This window comes from Kocuria sp. CCUG 69068 (assembly GCF_020833785.1).
Taxonomy (GTDB): domain Bacteria; phylum Actinomycetota; class Actinomycetes; order Actinomycetales; family Micrococcaceae; genus Kocuria; species Kocuria rosea.
Genome location: NZ_PDDL01000072.1, coordinates 1 through 18577 on the forward strand (window position 1 = coordinate 1; position 18577 = coordinate 18577).

At 74.5% G+C, this 18577-nt stretch carries 21 protein-coding genes and 2 pseudogenes; 15 read left to right on the forward strand and 8 right to left on the reverse strand.

The genetic code is table 11. The annotated features are described in order from the left end of the window. Together CRM73_RS13180 and CRM73_RS19975 are read right to left on the reverse strand one after the other, a co-directional pair. A pseudogene (locus CRM73_RS13180) lies at nucleotides 1–95 on the reverse strand (EamA family transporter); the annotation flags it as partial. Between the two features lie 109 nt (nucleotides 96–204). Next, nucleotides 205–1062, reverse strand: a pseudogene (locus CRM73_RS19975) (DUF1524 domain-containing protein); the annotation flags it as partial. A gap of 190 nt (nucleotides 1063–1252) precedes the next feature. On the opposite strand from CRM73_RS19975, the gene CRM73_RS13190 reads away from it, so the two are divergent. After that, nucleotides 1253–1792: a hypothetical protein gene (locus CRM73_RS13190; RefSeq protein ID WP_229588037.1), complete on the forward strand. Its 540-nt coding sequence runs from the start codon at nucleotides 1253–1255 to the stop codon at nucleotides 1790–1792. A gap of 73 nt (nucleotides 1793–1865) precedes the next feature. Here the strand turns inward: CRM73_RS13190 and CRM73_RS13195 are convergent, their stop codons facing one another. Together CRM73_RS13195 and CRM73_RS13200 are read right to left on the reverse strand one after the other, a co-directional pair. Continuing rightward, on the reverse strand, nucleotides 1866–3104 hold the full coding sequence (locus CRM73_RS13195; RefSeq protein ID WP_229588039.1) for a VCBS repeat-containing protein: 1239 nt from the start codon (nucleotides 3102–3104) through the stop codon (nucleotides 1866–1868). 371 nt (nucleotides 3105–3475) lie between these two features. Beyond that, nucleotides 3476–3943, reverse strand: coding sequence for an ArsI/CadI family heavy metal resistance metalloenzyme (locus CRM73_RS13200; protein WP_017834630.1), 468 nt, complete (start codon nucleotides 3941–3943; stop codon nucleotides 3476–3478). 253 nt (nucleotides 3944–4196) lie between these two features. Between CRM73_RS13200 and CRM73_RS13205 the strand changes: the two genes are divergently transcribed. The 9 genes from CRM73_RS13205 to CRM73_RS13245 all read left to right on the forward strand — a co-directional run bounded on the left by CRM73_RS13205 (nucleotide 4197) and on the right by CRM73_RS13245 (nucleotide 10944). Beyond that, on the forward strand, nucleotides 4197–4427 hold the full coding sequence (locus CRM73_RS13205; RefSeq protein ID WP_229588041.1) for a hypothetical protein: 231 nt from the start codon (nucleotides 4197–4199) through the stop codon (nucleotides 4425–4427). Nucleotides 4428–4494: 67 nt separating this feature from the next. After that, nucleotides 4495–5784 (forward strand): SufS family cysteine desulfurase, encoded by a 1290-nt coding sequence (locus CRM73_RS13210; RefSeq protein ID WP_229588043.1) that lies wholly within the window; start codon nucleotides 4495–4497, stop codon nucleotides 5782–5784. Continuing rightward, nucleotides 5781–6245: a Fe-S cluster assembly sulfur transfer protein SufU gene (gene sufU, locus CRM73_RS13215; RefSeq protein ID WP_035929092.1), complete on the forward strand. Its 465-nt coding sequence runs from the start codon at nucleotides 5781–5783 to the stop codon at nucleotides 6243–6245. Before CRM73_RS13210 ends, sufU begins: the two co-directional genes overlap by 4 nt. Nucleotides 6246–6342: 97 nt before the next feature. Next, complete coding sequence (locus CRM73_RS13220; protein ID WP_017834634.1) at nucleotides 6343–7194, forward strand: Rieske (2Fe-2S) protein; 852 nt, start codon at nucleotides 6343–6345, stop codon at nucleotides 7192–7194. A gap of 60 nt (nucleotides 7195–7254) precedes the next feature. Further along, a complete protein-coding gene (locus CRM73_RS13225; RefSeq protein WP_229588045.1) occupies nucleotides 7255–8262 on the forward strand; it encodes an MsnO8 family LLM class oxidoreductase in 1008 nt (335 codons plus the stop codon). A 60-nt stretch (nucleotides 8263–8322) separates the two neighbouring features. After that, a complete protein-coding gene (locus CRM73_RS13230) occupies nucleotides 8323–8892 on the forward strand; it encodes a nucleosidase (RefSeq protein ID WP_017834636.1) in 570 nt (189 codons plus the stop codon). Between the two features lie 44 nt (nucleotides 8893–8936). Further along, a complete protein-coding gene (locus tag CRM73_RS13235; protein ID WP_017834637.1) occupies nucleotides 8937–9653 on the forward strand; it encodes a lipoate--protein ligase family protein in 717 nt (238 codons plus the stop codon). Between the two features lie 38 nt (nucleotides 9654–9691). Then, nucleotides 9692–10528, forward strand: a complete 837-nt coding sequence (locus CRM73_RS13240; protein ID WP_017834638.1) for an SOS response-associated peptidase — start codon at nucleotides 9692–9694, stop codon at nucleotides 10526–10528. 14 nt (nucleotides 10529–10542) lie between these two features. Continuing rightward, nucleotides 10543–10944 (forward strand): pyridoxamine 5'-phosphate oxidase family protein, encoded by a 402-nt coding sequence (locus tag CRM73_RS13245; RefSeq protein ID WP_229588047.1) that lies wholly within the window; start codon nucleotides 10543–10545, stop codon nucleotides 10942–10944. Between the two features lie 124 nt (nucleotides 10945–11068). Here CRM73_RS13245 and CRM73_RS13250 read toward each other — a convergent pair whose 3' ends face one another. Beyond that, nucleotides 11069–11572: a GNAT family N-acetyltransferase gene (locus tag CRM73_RS13250; RefSeq protein ID WP_017834640.1), complete on the reverse strand. Its 504-nt coding sequence runs from the start codon at nucleotides 11570–11572 to the stop codon at nucleotides 11069–11071. Nucleotides 11573–11873: 301 nt separating this feature from the next. On the opposite strand from CRM73_RS13250, the gene CRM73_RS13255 reads away from it, so the two are divergent. The 3 genes from CRM73_RS13255 (at nucleotide 11874) to CRM73_RS13265 (ending at nucleotide 14215) form a co-directional block, all read left to right on the forward strand. After that, nucleotides 11874–12197 (forward strand): DUF6504 family protein, encoded by a 324-nt coding sequence (locus CRM73_RS13255; RefSeq protein WP_017834641.1) that lies wholly within the window; start codon nucleotides 11874–11876, stop codon nucleotides 12195–12197. A 79-nt stretch (nucleotides 12198–12276) separates the two neighbouring features. After that, nucleotides 12277–13116, forward strand: coding sequence for a fumarylacetoacetate hydrolase family protein (locus tag CRM73_RS13260; RefSeq protein WP_229588049.1), 840 nt, complete (start codon nucleotides 12277–12279; stop codon nucleotides 13114–13116). A gap of 130 nt (nucleotides 13117–13246) precedes the next feature. Further along, on the forward strand, nucleotides 13247–14215 hold the full coding sequence (locus CRM73_RS13265; RefSeq protein ID WP_229588051.1) for a TIGR03885 family FMN-dependent LLM class oxidoreductase: 969 nt from the start codon (nucleotides 13247–13249) through the stop codon (nucleotides 14213–14215). A gap of 38 nt (nucleotides 14216–14253) precedes the next feature. Here CRM73_RS13265 and CRM73_RS13270 read toward each other — a convergent pair whose 3' ends face one another. Next, entirely contained in the window at nucleotides 14254–14826 is a 573-nt protein-coding gene (locus tag CRM73_RS13270) for an MOSC domain-containing protein (protein ID WP_017834644.1), read from the reverse strand. Between the two features lie 255 nt (nucleotides 14827–15081). On the opposite strand from CRM73_RS13270, the gene CRM73_RS19805 reads away from it, so the two are divergent. Continuing rightward, on the forward strand, nucleotides 15082–15657 hold the full coding sequence (locus CRM73_RS19805; protein ID WP_017834645.1) for a hypothetical protein: 576 nt from the start codon (nucleotides 15082–15084) through the stop codon (nucleotides 15655–15657). 76 nt (nucleotides 15658–15733) lie between these two features. On the opposite strand, the gene CRM73_RS13285 is transcribed toward CRM73_RS19805, so the two are convergent. After that, nucleotides 15734–16831, reverse strand: coding sequence for a tartrate dehydrogenase (locus tag CRM73_RS13285; RefSeq protein ID WP_229588055.1), 1098 nt, complete (start codon nucleotides 16829–16831; stop codon nucleotides 15734–15736). A gap of 127 nt (nucleotides 16832–16958) precedes the next feature. Then, nucleotides 16959–17954, reverse strand: coding sequence for a LysR family transcriptional regulator (locus tag CRM73_RS13290; RefSeq protein WP_229588057.1), 996 nt, complete (start codon nucleotides 17952–17954; stop codon nucleotides 16959–16961). Nucleotides 17955–18234: 280 nt separating this feature from the next. Between CRM73_RS13290 and CRM73_RS13295 the strand changes: the two genes are divergently transcribed. Next, a partial coding sequence (locus CRM73_RS13295; RefSeq protein ID WP_229588059.1) for a PHP domain-containing protein occupies nucleotides 18235–18577 on the forward strand: 343 nt, incomplete at its 3' end.

The following is an 18577-nucleotide window of genomic DNA, read 5'->3' on the forward strand; positions in this document are numbered from 1 at the left end:
GCCCCCAGACTCAGTCGCAGCCAGGCGGTTCCGGCCGGGCCCACGGCGGCGATCAGGTCCACGGACAGGGCCGAGCCCAGCTGGATCGAGAGCATCGCGGCCACGGCCAGCCCCCAGGGCGGCACCGGCGCCCCCGGGGATGTCGCCGAACGGCGTGCCGCCGGGCAGCTGCTGGTCGGGGCAGCCGGAGAGGACCTCGGCCATGGCGGTCTTCTCCGGGGCGGTGACCCACAGGCCGTAGCGGGTCTTCACCGCGATCTGGACGGCCACCATCTCGCAGGCGAAGGCCCGGTTCGGGGGCAGCCACCGCGAGGCGTCCTGGTCGGACTTCGAGCCGTTGGCCGGGCCGTCGACCGCCAGCAGGTTCAGCGGGTCGTTGGCGAGGGCCACGCGGTCGGCCGGGGAGAGCCGGCGCGCCCCGGTGACCCAGGCGTTGCCGAGCGAGACCACGTGGTCCACCTGGACGTCGGCGGAGGTCGCGACCCCGCGGACGAAGTCGATGGACGCCCCCGTGTACGGGTCGGCGAGGGTGCCGGTGTCGACCCTGCACCCGTCGGCGGAGGTGATGCCGGTCAGGTCCCGGGCGAGGACCTCGTTGCGGGAGTCCTCGCAGTCGCCGTCGGCGTCGATCCACCCGCCGAACAGGGCGTCGCGGTCGTAGTCGGACATCGTCCCGGCGGCGGCGACCGGCAGGTCCTCCAGGGCGAGGAACGCCCCCGAGGGCGGGGCGACGGCCCGGACGGGGGTCTCCGACGGCTCCGGGGCGGAGCTCGGCGACGGGGTGACCGTGGTGACCGTCCCCGGTGTCCTCGACGCCGTGGGCGAGGGCGTGCTGCCGGGCTCGGCGCTCGGGGAGGGGGCGGCGGGCACCGTCGTCACGGTCCCCGGGACGGGGCCGGGGGCCGGGTCGGTGGACGCGGTGCTGGACGCGCAGCCCGCCACCAGCCCGATCGCCAGGACGAGGTGCAGCGGCCCCGCCACGATCCACCGGCCCGCGGCGACACCGCGGCGGGACGCCGGGTCCGCTCCCGGGGCAGGCGAGGGGAAGAGGGTGGTGCGCATGGTGCTCCTGGGGGGACGAGAGGAAGTGCGCCTGGGGGAGGGCACGCGTCGGGGGATCGCGCGGGGCACCCTCCTGTTCTACGTCCGGTGCCCGTCCGGCACCGCACGGCGCGCCGCAGAGGACGGCGGCCCCCGCGTGTGTGACGCCGGAGGTCACCGCGCCGTCCGGGGACGCCCGCGCCATCCCCGGATGAGGGGTCAGACACGCGGGGTCGCCGGGTGCGAGGATGCGGTCACGGGGATCGTCGAACGAGGGGAGGGCCTCGTGCTGACCGTGCGCGACAGGCTGCTCCTGGGGCTCTGGCTCCTGCCGGTGGCCCTCGGTCTCGTCGTGGGGCTGTGCGTCGAAGACGACGACGGCACCGTCATGCTGTTCGTCACCGGTCTCGTCGCGGCCCTCTACGTGGCGGTGCTGGTCAGCACCGTCCACACCGGGCGACGCCGACGGACCGAGCCCGCTGCCGAGCCCGCCCCGGAACCGTCGGATCTCCCGGAGCACGCGGAGCCGGCCGCCGGGCACGGCCCCGACCCGCCGGGGGCCCCCGGGGAGTCCGGCCGCGCGCTCGCCGCGTCGCGCGTCCTGCCGCTGGTGCTCGCCGTCTCCGCCGCCGTCTACGTCGTCGCCGAGGGCGGCTGGACCTTCGTGGTGGTCGCCGTGCAGCTCGTCACCGTGATCACCATGGCCGCCTACGTGCACGAGCGCGGCGCGGAGCCGAAGCCCGTCACGTAGCACGGCCCCGTCCCTGTCCGTGCGGACGGGGGCGGAGCCGTGGCCCGGCCGCGACGGATCGCGGCCGGCGGGCTCACGAGAGCTGCACGTACGTGGCCGAGTGCCCGAAGCCGACGACGTCGTCGCGGCCGTCGCCGTTGACGTCACCGAGCAGGCGCGGATACCGGTCCTCCGTCCACCCCTGGTCGTAGCCGAAGGCGGCGACCTTCAGGTACACCGGGGCGAAGGTGCCGTCCGCCCGGCCGTGGGCCACGTAGACCCCGGCGTTGCCGAAGCCCACCAGGTCCTGGATGCCGTCGACGTTGATGTCCGCGTGGGTCCGCAGGTGCCGGTCGCCCCGCCACCCCTGGGCCTGGCCGAAGTCGTTCACCCGCAGTGCCACGCCGGTGTAGTTCCCTCCGTTGAGCGAGTGCGCCACGGAGACCCCGGAGTAGCCGAAGCCGATGATGTCCGCCGCGGCGTTGCCGGCGGGGTTGACATTGACGTCGGCCAGCATCCGCGGGTGCTGGCCCACGCGCCAGCCCTGGGCGTAGCCGAAGTTGCGGATCTCCAGCGCGGGCTGGGTGAACGTGTCCCCGAGCGCCGAGAAGTAGGAGACGTACGTGCCGGCGTCCCCGAAGCCCACGATGTCGGCGGTGCTGTTGCCGTCGACGTCCGCGAGCATCCGGGGGTTCTTGTCGACCCGCCAGCCGCGGTCCCAGCCGTAGCTGTCGATGCGCTTGCCGGTCCCGGTGAACGTCCGGTTGGACAGTCCGTGGGAGACGGTGACGCCCGCGTGCCCGAAGCCCACGATGTCGGCGGTCAGGTTGCCGTTGAGGTCGGCGAGCTCGCGCGGGTGCCGGTCGACGCGCCAGCCCTGGTTCCAGCCGAAGTCACGGACCTTGAGCTGCGGCGCGGTGAAGCTGCCGTCGCCCTGGGAGTAGGCCACGTAGACGCCGGCGTCGCCGAAGCCCACGATGTCGTCCCGGCGGTCGCCGTCGACGTCCGCGAGCGTGCGCACGTGCCGTGCGCCGGACCAGCCCTGCGCGGTGCCGAAGTCGCGCACGCTCATGCGCGGCGTGCCGAAGGTGCCGTCGGCCCGGCCGAAGGCGACCTGGACGCCGGCGCCGCCGAAGCCGACGACGTCGGCGCGGCCGTCGCCGTTGACGTCCGCGAGCTCGCGCACGTGCTGGTCGGTGCGCCAGCCCTGGGCGTAGGAGAACATGGGCTGCGCGGTCGCGGCGTGGGCGGGTGCGCCCACGGCGAGCCCGGCGGTCGCCAGCACGGTGGCCGACGCGCCGGTGAGCACGCGCGAGAGGAGTGGGTGTTTCATGGCGGGTCCCCGAGGTCATGAGACGGATCGTCGGCACGGGCGCCGGTGGCGCGTGCCAGAGTCCTCGGCCGGCCCCCGGCCGACCGGGAGACGTCCCCCGGGACGCGGTGCGCCCCCGGGGAACCGGTGGCACCGGGAACGACGTCCCGGCGCCGAGGCGCAACAGCTGAGGGTGTCAGTGTACTCCTGCAATCAGGTGGTCACCAGGGGCGTTCCCTTTCGTGACGCCATTGGACGGCCCGGTCCACGGGGCTGTCCCGGCCACCATCCCGGCCACTGCTCCGGTCACCGCTCCGGCGGTGCGGCGAGGGCTGTCCTGCGCCCGCCGCGGTCGGCGGCACCCGCCGGAGTCGCCGACCGCGGCGGGGCCGTCACGGGCTGACGGGCTCCGGCCGGGGGTCGGAGGTGCAGCACGAGCCGTCGCCGCCCACCTCGGAGAGCTCCCGGCCGGTCCTGCCCTCCAGGTCGGGCCGGGCGTCGGCGGTGACGGTGTAGACCTCCCACGGCTCCCGGCCCGGTCCGGTCACCCAGACCTTGTCCTGGACGGCGTAGCAGCAGGTGGTCTGCTCCTCCGGGCGGGTGGCCAGGCCGGCGTCGGCCAGGCGCTGCGCGGCGGCCTCGACGATCTCGGTGCTCTCCACCTCCACGCCGAGGTGGTCCATGCGGGTGTCGTCACCGGGCTCGCCCTCCAGCAGCACGAGCTTCAGCGGCGGCTCCGCGATGGCGAAGTTGGCGTAGCCCGGGCGCCGTTTGGCCGGGGCCGTGCGGAACAGGGTGGAGTAGAACTCGATGGAGCGCTCGAGGTCGGCCACACGCAGGGCGAGCTGGACTCTGGACATGACGGGTTCCTTTCGGGTGCGACGAACGCTCCTTGGTATCGACGTTCGTCTATGTGGAAGAGTGCCACCAGCATCGATGGCCGTCAATACGTTCGGGCGTTCTCCTGACAGGCCGTTCACCCGGTCGGACCGGGGCCGCCGTCGCCCCGTAGCGCCGGCTGTGACTCCTCGCGCACCGTTCCGGGTTCGCCTTCCGCGGACCGGCGGGAGATCATGGGGGGAGACGGCCCGGCCCGCCACCCGGAAGGACACCATGCGCAAGCACCAGCACGCCGACGACGACAAGCCCCGGCGCAGCCTGTTCCGGCGCTTCGACGACTTCGCCATGCGGTTCTACGGGCCCGCCGTGCGCAGTCCCCGCGACCTCCGGGGCCAGGACCAGCCCAGCGAGCAGACGCAGCAGTGGTACCAGGACCTGCAGGACGAGTTCGTGGTCGAGAAGGACGCGAACGGCAACACCTATCTGCGCCCCCGCCACCGGTAGCCCGCCCGTGACGCCGGGAGGCGTCCGGCCGGAGAACCCCGGGGCCCGGGCCGTACAGTGTCGGAGCATGGAAGGAAACCACGTGCTGCCCCTGACCGATCCCGAGGTGCGTGCGCTGCGGGAGGACTTCCCGCTGCTGACGAACAGCCCGTCGGTCTACCTGGACTCCGGGGCGACCTCGCAGAAGCCCCTGGCCGTGCTGGACGCCGAGCGGGAGTTCTACCTGCACCGCAACGCCGCGGTCCACCGCGGCGCCCACACCCTGGCCGTGGAGGCCACCGACGCCTACGAGGAGGCCCGCCGGGTGGTGGCCGGCTTCGTGGGCGGCACCGAGCGGGAGCTGGTGTGGACCTCCAACGCCACCGAGGCGATCAACCTGATCACCTACTCCTTCTCCAACGCCTCGGCCGGACGCGGGGGAGGGACGGCCGCCCGCTTCCGGCTGGGCCCGGGTGACGAGATCGTCACCACGGAGGCCGAGCACCACGCCAACCTCATCCCGTGGCAGGAGCTGGCCGCCCGCACCGGGGCGGCCTTGCGCTGGATCCCCGTCGACGAGTCCGGTGCCCTCGATCTCGGGGCCGCCGCCGAGGTCATCGGCGAGCGCACCCGGGTGGTGGCCTTCAGCCACGTCTCCAACGTCACGGGCGCGATCACCGACGTCGCCCGTCTCGTCGAGCTGGCCCGGGCGGCGGAGGCGCTGACCGTGCTGGATGCCTGCCAGTCGGTGCCGCACCTGCCCGTGGACCTCCCCGCCCTGGGGGTGGACTTCGCGGTGTTCTCCGGGCACAAGATGCTCGGTCCCACCGGCATCGGGGCGCTGTGGGGGCGGTCCGAGCTGCTGGACGCGATGCCCCCGTTCCTCACGGGCGGATCCATGATCACGAAGGTCACGATGGAGTCCGCCCGGTACCTGCCGGCCCCGACCCGCTTCGAGGCCGGCACGCAGCGGGTCGCCCAGGCCGTGGCGCTGGCCGAGGCGGTGCGCTACCTGCAGGGCATCGGGATGGAGCGGGTCGCGGCCCACGAGCACGAGCTGGGGCAGCGGCTCGCGGCCGGTCTCGCCCAGCTGGAGGGGATCCGGCTGATCGGCCCGCCCCCGGGTGCGGAACGGGTGGGTCTGGCGGCCGTGGACGTGGCGGGGGTGCACGCCCACGACGTCGGGCAGGTGCTGGACTCCGCCGGGGTGGCCGTGCGGGTGGGCCACCACTGCGCCCAGCCGCTGCACCGGGCGCTGGGGCTGACCGCCAGCACGCGGGCGAGCGCCTACCTCTACAACACCACCGCCGAGGTGGACCGGTTCCTCACCGAGCTCGCCGGGGTCCGCGGCTACTTCCGCTTGGAGAACACGCGATGAGCGCGCTGGACGGGATGTACCAGGAGGTCATCCTCGACCACGCCAAGCGGCGCTCCGGCGAGGGCCTGGCCGCCCCGGCACCCGGGCACGGGGCCGGGGAGTCCCACCAGTACAACCCCACATGCGGCGACGAGATCACCGTGCGGGTCGAGCTCGCGACCGGCCCCGGGGACGCGGAGCCGGTGGTGACCCGACTCAGCTGGGAGGGCGAGGGCTGCTCGATCTCCATGGCCGCGGCCTCCGTGCTGGCCGAGACCGCCCCCGGGATGACGCGGGCCGAGCTGGTGGAAATGATCGGCGCGTTCCGGGACCTCCTGCGCTCGCGGGGCACCGTGGTCCCCGACGAGGAGGTCCTCGGCGACGCCGCCGCCTTCGCCGGGGTCTCCCGGTTCGTGGCCCGCGTCAAGTGCGCCATGCTCGGCTGGGTCGCCGCCGAGGAGGCCCTCGACCGCGCCGGCTGAACGGCTCCCGGCGCCACCGGTCTTCACACACCAGGACGTCCTTGTCCCGCCCGGCGCGGGGTGGGACACTGACCGCCCCGGCGCTGAGGAGGCGGTCATGACACAGCTCGAGGACCTGGTGGCCCGCGTGGAAACGTGGAAGGCGCTGGACCGGGTGGCCGAGCCCCTGGCCCGCGCCGTGGGCCGGGCGGTGCGGCCCACGCCGGTGCGCAACGTGCTGAGCGGCACAGTGATCGGGCACCCCTTGCACCCCCTCCTCACCGACGTCCCGATCGGTGCGTGGACCATGGCGGCGGTGCTGGACCTGGCCGGCGGCCCCAGAACGGCCCGCGCCGCCGACGTGCTCGTGGCCGCGGGGCTGGCCGCCGCCGTCCCCACGGCGGCGACCGGGCTCAACGACTGGTCCGACACCCAGGGCGCCGACCGGCGCATCGGTCTGGTGCACGCGACCGCCAACAGCGTGGCCCTGACGTTCTACGCGGCCTCGCTCGCCGCCCGGCTCAGGGGCCGGCGCGGCGCCGGCAGGGCCCTCGCCCTGGTCGGCTACGGCTGCGTCACGGGCGGGGGCTACCTGGGCGGCCACCTCGTCTTCGCGCGGGGCGTCAACGTCAACCGCACCGCCTGGCGGAGAGGCCCACGGCGGTGGACCGACGTCCTCGCCGACGCCGAGCTCGCCGCCGGCGAGCACCGACGGGTGCCGGCCGGCAGCGTCTCGGTGCTGCTCGTCCGCGACGGGGACCGGGTCGAGGCCCTCGACAGCGTCTGCAGCCACCTGGGCGGCCCGCTCGAGGAGGGGACGGTCGACGGCGGCTGCGTCACCTGCCCCTGGCACGGCAGCACCTTCCGGCTCGCGGACGGCGCCGTGGTCCGCGGACCGGCGACCGCCGCGCAGCCCAGCTACGAGACCCGCGTCGAGGAGGGACGGATCCAGGTCCGGCGCCGGCCCTGACCGTCCCGGACTCCGGCAGCGGCCCGGAATGCTTCCGGCGCCGCCCGGGTTGTGCGCACCATGGCCCTCTCCGACGTCCCGCTCTCCCTCCTCGACCGCGCCAACACCCGGGACGGCTCGACGGAGGCCGAGGACCTCGCCCGCGTCCTGGAGCGGGCCGAGCGCGCGGAGGAGCTGGGCTACCACCGGTTCTGGGTGGCCGAGCACCACGCGGTGCCCGGGATCGCCGGGTCCGCGCCGGCGGTGCTGATGGCCGCTCTGGCCGCCCGGACCCGACGTCTCCGGATCGGCTCCGGCGGGATCATGCTCCCCAACCACCAGCCCCTCGTGGTCGCCGAGCAGGCCGCCACCCTCGAGGCCCTGCACCCCGGCCGGATCGACCTCGGCGTGGGCCGCTCCCTCGGCTTTACCGCCGCGGTCCGGGACGCGCTGCGCACCGGCAAGGAGGCCGCGGACCGCTTCGGGGACGACCTGGCCGAGCTGCTCGCGCACCTCTCCGGCGCGGCCCCGGTGACCGCCCGGCCCCGCAACCACGCCGCCACGCCGGTCTTCGTCCTGGCGACCGGCGCCGGGGTGGAGACCGCGGCCCGGGAGGGACTCGCCGTGGTGCTCGGCGGCCCGGCGATCTTCCGCGAGGGCCCCGGCGGCGGCGCCGCGGTGCTCGAGCGGTACCGCGCGCAGTTCCGCCCGTCGTCGTGGTGGCCGGAGCCCTACGCGGTGGTCTCGGCGAACGTCGCGGTGGCGCGGACCCGCGCGGCCGCCCGTGAACTGCTGCTGCCCGAGGCCCGCGCCCTGGCCGCCTCCCGCACGCGGGGCGAGTTCCCGCCCCTGGCGCCCGCACGGCCCGCGGAGCCGGACGGGCTCACGGCCCGGGAGCGGGCCCTCGTGCAGGAGACCCTCACGTCCTCCGTCCACGGCACGGCCCCGGAGGTCCGGGACCAGCTGGAACGGCTGCTCGCGCGCACCGGGGCGGACGAGCTGCTCGTGACGGGTGGCGCGCACGATCTCGACGCCCAGGCGGACTCCGACCGGCGGCTCGCCGCGCTGTTCACCACCCGCCCGGCCTGACCTCCCCGCCGGGAGGTCAGGCCGGGCGGGAGCGGGAGGGAGTGCGGATAGAGTGACGGGGTGCCACAGCTGCTCGTTCTCGCCGCCCACCCCCTGGAGACCAAGTACTTCCCGGAGGACATCGACCTGGTCCTGACCGGTGTCGGGATGTCGGCCGCGGCGGTGCGCACCACCGAGGCGGTACTGACCCGCTGCCCGGACCCCGCGCGCCGGGCGGAGCTGACGGTGCTCAACATCGGCAGCGCCGGCGCCCTCAAGCACGGGCTGACCGGGGTGCTCGAGCCCTCCCGGATCATCAACCGGGACGTGGACGAGGAGCTGCTGCGCGCGGCCGGGATCCCCGTGGACAACGTCATCGAGCTCGGCGGCGACGGCCCCGTGCTCGCCACCGGGGACTCCTTCGTGGCCGGCGGACCCGCCCGGGACGCCCTGGCCGCCCGGGCGGACCTCGTGGACATGGAGGGCTGGGCGATCGCGGTGGCCTGCCGGCACCTGGGCGTGCCGCTGCGGATGGTCAAGCACGTCTCCGACGCCGCCGACGAGGAGGCGGTCGCGTGGGCCGAGAAGGTCGAGCTCAGCGCCCTGGCCCTGGGGCGCTGGTTCCGCGGCAGCGGGATCACCGGGGCGTGACCTGACGCAGGACCGTCCGGATCCGCCACTAGACTGGGGCCAGCATGAAACTTCTCCGCCAGCGCGAGTCCCTGGGCGCCCAGCAGGACTACGAGAGCGCCATGACCCTCCTCGCCGACGTGCGCCGCAGCGGGCCCGTCCTGCGCCTGTACGAACCGGCCCCCACGGTCGCCTTCGGCCGCCGGGACGAGCTGCGCCCGGGCTTCCCCGACGCCGCCCGGGCCGCCCGCGAGAGCGGGTTCGAGCCCCTGGTCCGCAAGGTGGGGGGCCGCGCCGCGGCCTACCACGGCGGGTGCCTGATCATCGACCACCTCGAGGCCGCCGAGGACCCCACCTCGGGCATCCAGGACCGCTACCGGCTCTTCGGCGACATGATCGTGGCCGCCCTGGAGGAGCTCGAGGTCGAGGCGGACGTCGGCGAGATCCCGGGCGAGTACTGTGCCGGCGAGCACAGCGTGCACGGGACGCACCCGGCGTCGTCGTCCACCCCGGGCCGGAAGGTGAAGCTGGCCGGGACGGCCCAGCGGGTGGTCGCGGGCGCCTGGTACTTCAGCACCGTGCTCGTGGTCGAGCAGTCCGAGCCCATCCGCTCGGTGCTCACCGACGTCTACTCGGCCCTCGACCTGGACTGGGACCCGGCCACCGCCGGGGCCGTGGACGACCTGCGCCCGGGCACCACCGTGGCCGACGTGGAGCGCGGGATCCGCAAGGTGTACGGCATGTACTCCCGGTACCTGGGGTACGGGCCGCTCACCGACTGAGCCCCGGCCGCGGGCCGGGCAGACCGAGGAGGCAGCAGATGTGCGGACGCTACGTCATCGCCCGGGCCGTGGGCGACCTCGTCGCCGCGACCGGGGCGGTCCCGGACGAGAGCCTGGGCGAGGCCGACACCGAGCGGCTGCGGGCCAACTGGAACACCGCGCCCACCACCGACGTGCCGATCGTCCTGGAACGCCTCACCGGCGGGAACGGCCGGGACGACGACGGGGAGCTGGTGCGCGAGCTGCACGTGGCCCGCTGGGGACTGGTCCCGGGCTGGGCCAAGGACCCGGCGGTCGGGTCGAAGATGTTCAACGCCCGCTCGGAGACCGTCCTCGAGAAGCCGTCCTTCCGCAAGGCGGTCCGGGCCCGCCGGTGCGCGGTCCCGGCCAACGGCTACTACGAGTGGAAGAAGGAGCCCGGCGCCGGGAAGGGCGGGCGCAAGCAGCCCTACTACGTCCACCCGGCCGATCCGGAGGAGACCATCTGGTTCGCCGGGATCTACGAGTGGTGGCGGGTGCCCGAGGGCACGGAGCTGCACTCCGCGGCCCTGCAGCCGGGCAGGGACGGCGGCGGGAGCACCTGGTTGCTGTCCTGCTCCATCCTCACCACCGACTCCCCGGAGCCCTCCGACGAGCACCCCGTGCTCACGGAGCTGCACGGTCTGCACGACCGGATGCCGATCCCGCTGGCGCCCGAGCACGTGGGGGACTGGCTGCGCCCCGGGGAGGACGACGCCCCGCAGCTCGTGGACCTGGTCCGGGCCGAGGCGCACCGGACGGCCGCCCGCTGGGTGCTCGACCCGGTGGGCCCGGCGGTCGGCAACGTGCGCAACAACTCCCCGGAGCTCGTCGAGCCGCAGCGGAGCCTGTTCTGAGCCCCCGGGAGCCCGTGGACCGGGTCACCGCCTTCGTCCGCGCCCACGGCGGCGGGGTCGTGGCGACCAACAGCGGCGCCGGCTGCCCCGAGTCCGCGTGGATCAACCTCGCGGCCCTCGGGGACGGGCGGCTGGTCTTCGGCACGAACGAGCGCAGCCGCAAGTACGCCAACCTCCTCGCCGATCCCCGGGTCTCCCTCGTGGTGGTCTCCGGGACGGGCCAGGAGTTCCAGCTCGAGGGCGAGGCCGCCGTGCTGGAGGGCTCCGCCGCGCAGGACGCCGGCGAGGTGCTGGAGTCCCGGCACCCGGGGGCCACGGACAAGGACAGCACCCGGCTCGTGGCGGTGCGCCCCAGCTGGGCGCGGTTCGTCGACATCGCCGCCGATCCCCCCGTCCGGGAGGAGTTCTCGCTCTGAGCCGGTCACAGAAGAGGCCCGGGACCCGCATCGCGGGTCCCGGGCCTCTTCCACGGCCTGGTGCCGGGCCCTGTTCGTGCCGGCGTCCCCTCCGGCGTCCCCCGGTCCGGAGCGCCCGCCGGGCTCAGACGTCGTCCGTCTCGGGGACCCACCGGTTGAAGTCGAGCGTCAGGTAGAGCGCGAGCGCCGCCGCGTTGTCCTCGGCGATCCGCAGGCTGACCTGGTCGTAGCCGTTGTCGTAGAGGGTGCCCATGGCGCAGCGCACCAGCTGCTCGGCCAGGCCCTGGCGGCGGCGGGAGGCCGCCGTGAACAGCTCGAAGATGTAGGGGACGTCAGGGAGGTCGTCGCCGACCCGCCGGGACAGCACGAGCGCGGCGGCCACCACGGTCCCGTCGTCGTCGACCACCACCGGCGAGGCCTCGGGCAGGAAGGGCCCGTACTCCCCGTCGAAGACTCCCCGGATCACCTGGCGGGCCTCCTCCAGACTGGAGACCCCGCCCTGCTCGTAGGAGGAGTAGTAGAGCTGGGCGAGGCTCTCGGCGTCCTCCGGGCCGGACGGACGCAGATTCACCGCGGGCTTCTTGGTGTTCGCCGCGGTGTGGGCGATCAGCGTGATGGTTCCGGTCATGGAAGGCCTCCGTGAGGTCGACGCCGGCTGCTCCGGCGGGGCGGACGAGGGACAGGGGACGTCCGGGAGGGCCGCGCAGGGCAGGCCCTCCGTGCATTCAGCGTATCCATTTCGCTGGGCTTGTCCATGCTTCGCCGTCCTCGATCGCAAAAGTGAACGACCAGGTCGGAGCGGGGACTTCACGGGAACACCTGTTCCTTTTCCGCGCTCTTCCGGGTTAGCGTGTCGTACAGGTGTTCTAGCTTCCAGGGAACAGGGCGCACCGGGGACGGGCGCCGGGCCGAGGGAGAGAGGAGCCGTCGTGGGTTTCCTGACGGAGAGCGTCGACGTGGACTGCGACACGGACGGGGTGCCGGTGGGCGTGCGCTGGCGCGGGCGGGACTACCTGGTGGCCCAGGGGCCCGTGCGCTGGTACGAGCGCCGCGCCTGGTGGTCCGAGGACGCGCGGCTGCCCAAGGACCGGGGGATCGGTGCGGTGGACCAGCAGATGTGGCGGGTCCAGGTGCAGCTGAACACCCGCTCCGAGCTGCTGACCCTCGAGCTCGTCCACACCCTCGACACCGGGCGCTGGCGGCTGCTCGCCGCCACGAGCGCCTCGGGGATCCGCGTGGTGCGCTGCGCGTAGGCCGCCGCGGTGCACCCTCCCGCCGGAGGTGCATAGGATCGTCGGTGGAGACCGCACCGCAGAACGTGAGGGAGCACCCGTGAGACTCGGCACCGTGCGACGAGACGGCACCACCCAGGCCTTCCGGCAGGAGGACGGGCGGACCGTCTACCTCCCCGTCCCCGACGTCAGGGCCCTCCTCGCCGGGGGCGACCTGCGGCTGCCGGGGGAGCCGGGCCCCGCGCCGGCCCCGGAGGACCTGGCGACGCCCGTCCTGCGCCCGGGCAAGATCCTGTGCGCCGGGCTGAACTTCTACGACCACGCGGAGGAGGTCGGTCAGGAGATCCCGGAGCACCCCACGATCTTCGCGAAGTACGCCACCGCGCTCATCGGCCCCACCGACCCCATCGCCATGCCGGAGGAGTCCGAGAAGATCGACTGGGAGGCCGAGCTCACCGTGGTGATCGGCTCGCCCCTGCGCCACGCCACGCCGGACCAGGCGCGGGCCGCGATCGCCGGGTACACCATCATGAACGACATCTCGGTGCGGGACTGGCAGGGCCGGACCTCCGAGTGGTTCCAGGGCAAGAACTTCGACCGCACCACCCCGGTGGGCCCCGTGGTGGTGACCCCCGACGAGATCGACCCCGAGGCGGGACTGGCGATCCGCTGCACCGTGGACGGCGTGCGGCACCAGGACTCCGGCACCGACCGGATGATCTTCTCCGCCGTGGAGCTGGTCGAGTACCTCAGCCGGTTCCTGACCCTCGAGCCCGGGGACCTCGTGGCCTGCGGCACTCCCGCCGGCGTGGGCCTGGCCCAGAAGCCCCGCCGGATCTGGTTGCGGGACGGCCAGGAGGTCGTCACCGAGATCGAGGGCATCGGCGAGCTGCGCAACGTCTGCACCCCCGCCGAGGACCTCCGGGCGGCGGCCGGCTGACCCGGCACCCGTCCCCACCCGGTCCCGTCCTCCCTCTCCTGCTGTCCAGATCCCACTGACCTGATCCCCGTGACCTGATCCCCGTGACCTGATCCCACTGTCCTGTTCCCGCCTTCGACCGGAGGACCCCATGGCGACGATCGGCTTCCATGCCTCCCACGAGCAGATCCCTCCCGAGCAGCTGCTGCGCGACGTCGAGCACGCCCAGCGGGCCGGCTTCGCCGCCGCCATGTGCTCGGACCATCTCGAGCCGTGGTCGCCGCACCAGGGCCACTCCGGGTTCGCCCTGTCCTGGCTGGGCGCCGCCCTGGCCACCACGGACCTGCCCTTCGGGTTCGTGCACGCCCCGGGCCGGCGCTACCACCCCGTGGTCACCGCCCAGGCCACGGCCACCCTCGCCCGCATGTTCCCCGGCCGGATCTGGACCGCCCTGGGCAGCGGGCAGAAGCTCAACGAGCGGGCCGTCACCCCGGACTGGCCGGCCAAGGAGCACCGGCAGCGGTTCCTCGAGAGCAGCTTCGACGCCGTCCGCCGGCTGCACGCGGGCGAGGAGGTGTCCTGCCGCGAGCCGTTCCACGCCGACCGCGCCCGGGTCTGGGACCCGCCGGAGGTCCTGCCCGCCCTGCGCGTGGCCGCGCTCACCCCGGCGACGGTCCGCCGCTTCGCCCCCCTGGCCGACGGGTTCATCACCGTCCAGCAGCCCCTCGAGGACCTGCGCCGGATGCTCGAGGCCTGGCGCGAGGCCGGCGGCACCGGGCGGACCGCGCTGCAGGTGCACCTGAGCTGGGCGCCCTCCCCGGAGCAGGCCCGCGCGATCGCCTTCGACCAGTGGCGCACCAACGTCTTCGACGCCGTGACCATGGCCGAGCTCGCCTCGCCCCAGGACTACCTGCGCAAGGCGGTCCAGGAGGACGTGGGGGATGAGCAGATCGCCGGGGCGGTCAACGTCTCCGCCGACCTCGGCCGGCACGCCCAGTGGCTGCACGAGTACGCCGACCTCGGCTTCGACGAGATCTACCTCCACCACGTGGGGCAGGAGCAGGGCCGCTTCCTCGACGCCTTCGGGGAGACGGTGCTGCCCCAGCTGGCGCAGGCCTGACCCGGCGCGGGCCCGGGCGCCGGTCCCGGGTGGGCGGGCTACGGCAGCCGGGACGGGCGCCGCAGCACGGCCGCGCCGGCCAGCTCCGGCTCGAGCGGGACCGGGCTGTGCAGCACGGCCGGTCCGCGGTGCAGGTCGCCGCTGGACAGCGGCCGGCAGCGCAGGCCCCCTCGCCCCCGCATGGCGGCGTGCGCGCCCGGAGCCAGGACCCGGTCCATCCACACGCAGGGGTGGGCCGGGCGCCCGCCCCGCAGCCGCACGAGGGCGCCCCGGGACTCCAGCGCGAACTCCTCGCCCAGCAGCGGGGCCAGGTGGGCGCCCCGGAGGACCACGTTGCGCCGGGTCAGGAGCGGGTCGAAGGGGTCCGTGCCCAGGTCCGCGGCCATGGCCTCGAGCGCCTCGACGGCGAGCAGGGTGACGGCGGCGTCCATGTGCGCGGCCTTGCCGAAGAACCGGTCGCCCACCACGCCCTTGCCGGCCACCAGCTCGACCCGCTCGGCGTCGGTGGTGGGGACCTCCGCCGCGCCGTCCCGGGCGCGGCCGAAGTAGGCGTGCGCCGGTGACACGAGCAGGTGCAGGACCTCCACGTCGTACCGATAGGTCGCCGTCATGGCCCACACCCCTCCGTCGTCGCGGCCGCCGGTCCGGCGCCGCCTCGCTGCCGCCGGACCTCAGCATAGGCAGGGCGGGCGACACCGCGGGGCGCCGGGCCGCGCCGCCCGATCTTCCCTGCACCCGGGGAGCGCCCCGCGAGCCTGTCCCCTTTACGGATGCACACCTGGTGTCCCGGGGTGCGCGCGGGCAAGAATGGCAGCGACGGAGGACAGCCGAGGGTCACCGTGGTCCGGACGGGGGAGGGAGGTCGCGTGTCTGCCAGACGCTCCGCCGGGGGACGGTACCGGCTGGCCGGGCCGGCCGGGTCGGCCGTGGTCGTCCTCCTCGTGGTCCAGCTCCTCCTCCGGGGCGTGATCTCCGTGGCGCAGCTCGCGCTCGGAGCGGCGGCGCTCGTCGTCGTCGCGCTGGTGCTCGGCCAGCGGTTCCTCGTCCCCTGGCTGGCGCGCCGGTCCCCGAACCGGCCGCGCATCACCACGACCCGGGCGTGGACGTGCCCGATGCCCCCGGAGGAGGCCCTCGAGCGGATCCGCACGGCGTTCGAGGACCTCGACCCGGCGGTCCGCTCCCAGGAGTGCTGCGTGGAGGTCTCGGTGGGCTCGGACGTCACCTTCCGCCGGCGCGGGACGGCCTCCGAGTTCGGGTGGCGGGCCCTGCCCCTGCGGGCCACCTTCCGGGTGGCCCCCCGCGGCGGTGGGTCCGAGGTCGCCGCCGACGTGCGGGACGACCTCGGCTGGTACCCCGAGGCGCCCGGCAGGCTCGTGGAGGACGAGATCGACCGCCGCAGCGCCTCCCTGATCGAGCGGGCGATCTGCGCCACTGGACGCTGACCGCCGCGCCCGGCGCGGCGCCGGCCGGTCCTCGGAGTTGTCCCGGGCGGGGCGGGGGCCGGAGGGACGGGAAGCCTCAGGCGGAGGTCAGCGAGGCAGCCAGGGCGTCGACGACGGCCCGGGTGATCTCGGCGGTGTCGGCGGTGCCGCCGATGTCACGGGTGAGGTGCCCGGCGGCGGTGGTGGCCTCGATCGCGGCCTCCACCCGGCGGGCCTCGGCGTGCAGACCGAAGTGGTCCAGCATCAGGGCGGCGCTGGCGATCGCCCCGATCGGGTTGCAGATGCCCTGGCCGGCGATGTCCGGGGCGGAGCCGTGGACGGGCTCGAACATCGAGGGGAACCGGCGCTCCGGGTCGAGGTTCGCACTGGCGGCCAGGCCGAGGCTGCCGGCCAGGGCGGAGCCGAGGTCGGAGAGGATGTCGGCGTTGAGGTTGGAGGCCACCACCACGGAGAGGTCCTCGGGTCGCAGGACGAACTTCGCGCTCATCGCGTCCACCAGCACCGACTCGGTGGTCACGTCCGGGTAGTCGGCGGCGACGCGGGCGAAGACCTCGTCCCACAGCACCATGCCGTACTGCTGGGCGTTGGACTTCGTCACGCTGGAGACCTTCTGCACCGTGCGGGTGCGGGCGAGGTCGAAGGCGAAGCGGATGATCCGCTCACAGCCCTTCTCGGTGAACAGCGAGGACTGGACGGCGACCTCGTTGCCGGGGCCCCGGCCGGCGAGGTTGCGCCCGCCGAGCCCGGCGTACTCGCCCTCGCTGTTCTCCCGGACCACGACCCAGTCCAGCTCGGTGTCGTCGGCCTTGCGCAGCGGGGAGACCACGCCGGGGAGGAAGCGCACGGGGCGGATGTTGGCCCACTGGTCGAAGTTCTGGGTGATGTTCAGCCGCAGCCCCCACAGGGACACGTGGTCGGGGACGTTCTCCCACCCCACGGCGCCGAAGTAGATGGCGTCGAAGTCCTGGAGGGTCTCCAGCCCGTCGGCCGGCATCATCACCCCGTGCTGGGCGTAGTACGCACTGCCCCAGGGGAACTCGGTCCAGTCGAAGGAGAACGCCCCGTTCGACTGCTCGGCCACCGCGTCCAGGACCGTGCGGCCGGCGGCGACGACCTCCGGGCCCACGCCGTCGGCGGGGATCGAGGCGATCGTGAAGACCTGGTGCTCGGCCATGGGGTGCTCTCCTTCTCGGGTGCTCTGGTCGTGGTGTCCGCAGCGCAGTGCGGCACCGGGTTCCAGTAGAGCGCCCCGAGCACCGTGAGGTCCAAGACCGGAATCCCATCCCCCGGATAGGAATCCCCTATGACACGATCCGCGGCGCGTCCTGCGGCGCCGTCCCCTCCGGCCGGCCCGCCCTCTCGGCCCGGTCCGGCGCCGTTCCCTCCGGTGCCCGGGAGCGGTCCGCGGCGTGCCGGGCCGCGTGCTCGGCGGCGACCGCCAGGAACGCGCGGGCGGCCGGGGTCAGGTGCGCCGGGCGGCTGAGCACGGCCACGTGCAGCACGGTGACCGGTTCGATCCGCAGCACCCGCAGCCCTGCGGCGTGCGCCAGCGGGGTCCAGGAGGAGGGCAGCACCGCGTGCCCGACCCCGGCCAGCACCAGCGGGAGGACCGAGGTGCGGTGGGCGACCTCGGCGGCGATCTCGACCGGCACCCCGTCGGCTAGGGCGTCGTCGACCAGCCGCCGCATCAGCGAGCCCTGCTGGGAGACGACCACCCGGTGCCCGGCCAGGTCCTCCCGGCGGATGGCGTGCCCGTCACCGAAGGTGTCCGCCTGCGGTGCCACGATGAGCACCAGGGGCTGCTGCTCCAGGTGCATCACCTCGACCTCGGCGGAGCGGAACGGGTGCTCCGAGCCCAGGACGCCGATCTCGGCGCGGCCGGTGCGCACCGCGTCGGCCACCTCCTCGGGGGTGAAGGCCGCTTCCACGCTGACCGTCACGGCCGGGTGGGCCCGCGCGTAGGCGGCGATCATCGACGTGAGCGGTTCGACGCCGGGGGAGGGCATGGCGACCACGTCCAGGCGGCCGCTGCGCACCCCGCGCAGGTCGTCGACGGCGGACCGGGCGGCCTCCAGGTCCCGGACCACCACGCGGGCCGGGCCCACCAGCTCCTCGCCGGCCTCGCTGAGCACCACCCGCCGCCCGATCCGGTGGAACAGCGGCACCCCCAGTTCCCGCTCGAGGCCCTTGATCGTCTGGGACAGGGAGGGCTGGGCGATGAGCAGCTGCTCCGCGGCGCGGGTGAAGCCGCCGTGGTCCACCACGGCCAGGAAGTACGTGAGCTGCCGGACGTCCATCGTCGTCTCCTCCTGCGTCCGTGCGGCGGGGGTGCGGGCCCCTCGGTGATGCCCGTGGGTGCAGGAAACAACATGCCACAGAAGTGCGGCATCCCCTGTCCCGGAACGAGGGCGTCCCCGTGCGCGGCGTCCCTGCGGGCCGTGGGCGGATCGTGTCCCGCCCGGGCCCGGCGTCCTCCTGGGCCGGCGTGCGCCGCCACGGACGCCCAGGATCCGGAGTTCTCGCGGCCCCGGCGGTTTGCAATTGACTTAAGATTCGAACACGTATTCGAATGGGGGTGTGAGCTTTCCGCACCTGCACGTCGCCACCGCCTTCAGCGCCCACTTCGGGGTCAGCCGACCTGCCGTCCTGGCGGCCGCCGCCGCGGCGGACGGCGCGGACGCGCTCGCCTGCACCGACCGGGACGGGCTCTACGGCGCGATCAAGCACCTGGGCGCGTGCCGGGAGCACGGCATCGACCCGGTCCTGGGGGTCGACCTCGCCCTGCTGGACCCCGGCCGCGAGCGCGCCCTCGGCCGCGTGGTGGTCCTGGCGGCCGGCGGCACCGCCGGTGCGGGCTACGCCGCCCTGTGCCGGCTCGTCTCCACCGCCCACGCCGCAGCGGGCCCGCCCGGGGTGACCG

Bases quoted from the DNA above. Each gene is read 5' to 3' on its own strand.
- CRM73_RS13195 (WP_229588039.1), bottom strand. From the start codon at position 3,104: ATGAAACACCCACTCCTCTCGCGCGTGCTCACCGGCGCGTCGGCCACC.
- sufU (WP_035929092.1), top strand. From the start codon at position 5,781: ATGAGCGCGCTGGACGGGATGTACCAGGAGGTCATCCTCGACCACGCC.
- CRM73_RS13210 (WP_229588043.1), top strand. From the start codon at position 4,495: ATGGAAGGAAACCACGTGCTGCCCCTGACCGATCCCGAGGTGCGTGCG.
- CRM73_RS13235 (WP_017834637.1), top strand. From the start codon at position 8,937: ATGAAACTTCTCCGCCAGCGCGAGTCCCTGGGCGCCCAGCAGGACTAC.
- CRM73_RS13285 (WP_229588055.1), bottom strand. From the start codon at position 16,831: ATGGCCGAGCACCAGGTCTTCACGATCGCCTCGATCCCCGCCGACGGC.
- CRM73_RS13250 (WP_017834640.1), bottom strand. From the start codon at position 11,572: ATGACCGGAACCATCACGCTGATCGCCCACACCGCGGCGAACACCAAG.
- CRM73_RS13240 (WP_017834638.1), top strand. From the start codon at position 9,692: ATGTGCGGACGCTACGTCATCGCCCGGGCCGTGGGCGACCTCGTCGCC.
- CRM73_RS13270 (WP_017834644.1), bottom strand. From the start codon at position 14,826: ATGACGGCGACCTATCGGTACGACGTGGAGGTCCTGCACCTGCTCGTG.
- CRM73_RS13225 (WP_229588045.1), top strand. From the start codon at position 7,255: ATGGCCCTCTCCGACGTCCCGCTCTCCCTCCTCGACCGCGCCAACACC.
- CRM73_RS13290 (WP_229588057.1), bottom strand. From the start codon at position 17,954: ATGGACGTCCGGCAGCTCACGTACTTCCTGGCCGTGGTGGACCACGGC.
- CRM73_RS13205 (WP_229588041.1), top strand. From the start codon at position 4,197: ATGCGCAAGCACCAGCACGCCGACGACGACAAGCCCCGGCGCAGCCTG.
- CRM73_RS13200 (WP_017834630.1), bottom strand. From the start codon at position 3,943: ATGTCCAGAGTCCAGCTCGCCCTGCGTGTGGCCGACCTCGAGCGCTCC.
- CRM73_RS13265 (WP_229588051.1), top strand. From the start codon at position 13,247: ATGGCGACGATCGGCTTCCATGCCTCCCACGAGCAGATCCCTCCCGAG.
- CRM73_RS13190 (WP_229588037.1), top strand. From the start codon at position 1,253: ATGAGGGGTCAGACACGCGGGGTCGCCGGGTGCGAGGATGCGGTCACG.
- CRM73_RS13220 (WP_017834634.1), top strand. From the start codon at position 6,343: ATGACACAGCTCGAGGACCTGGTGGCCCGCGTGGAAACGTGGAAGGCG.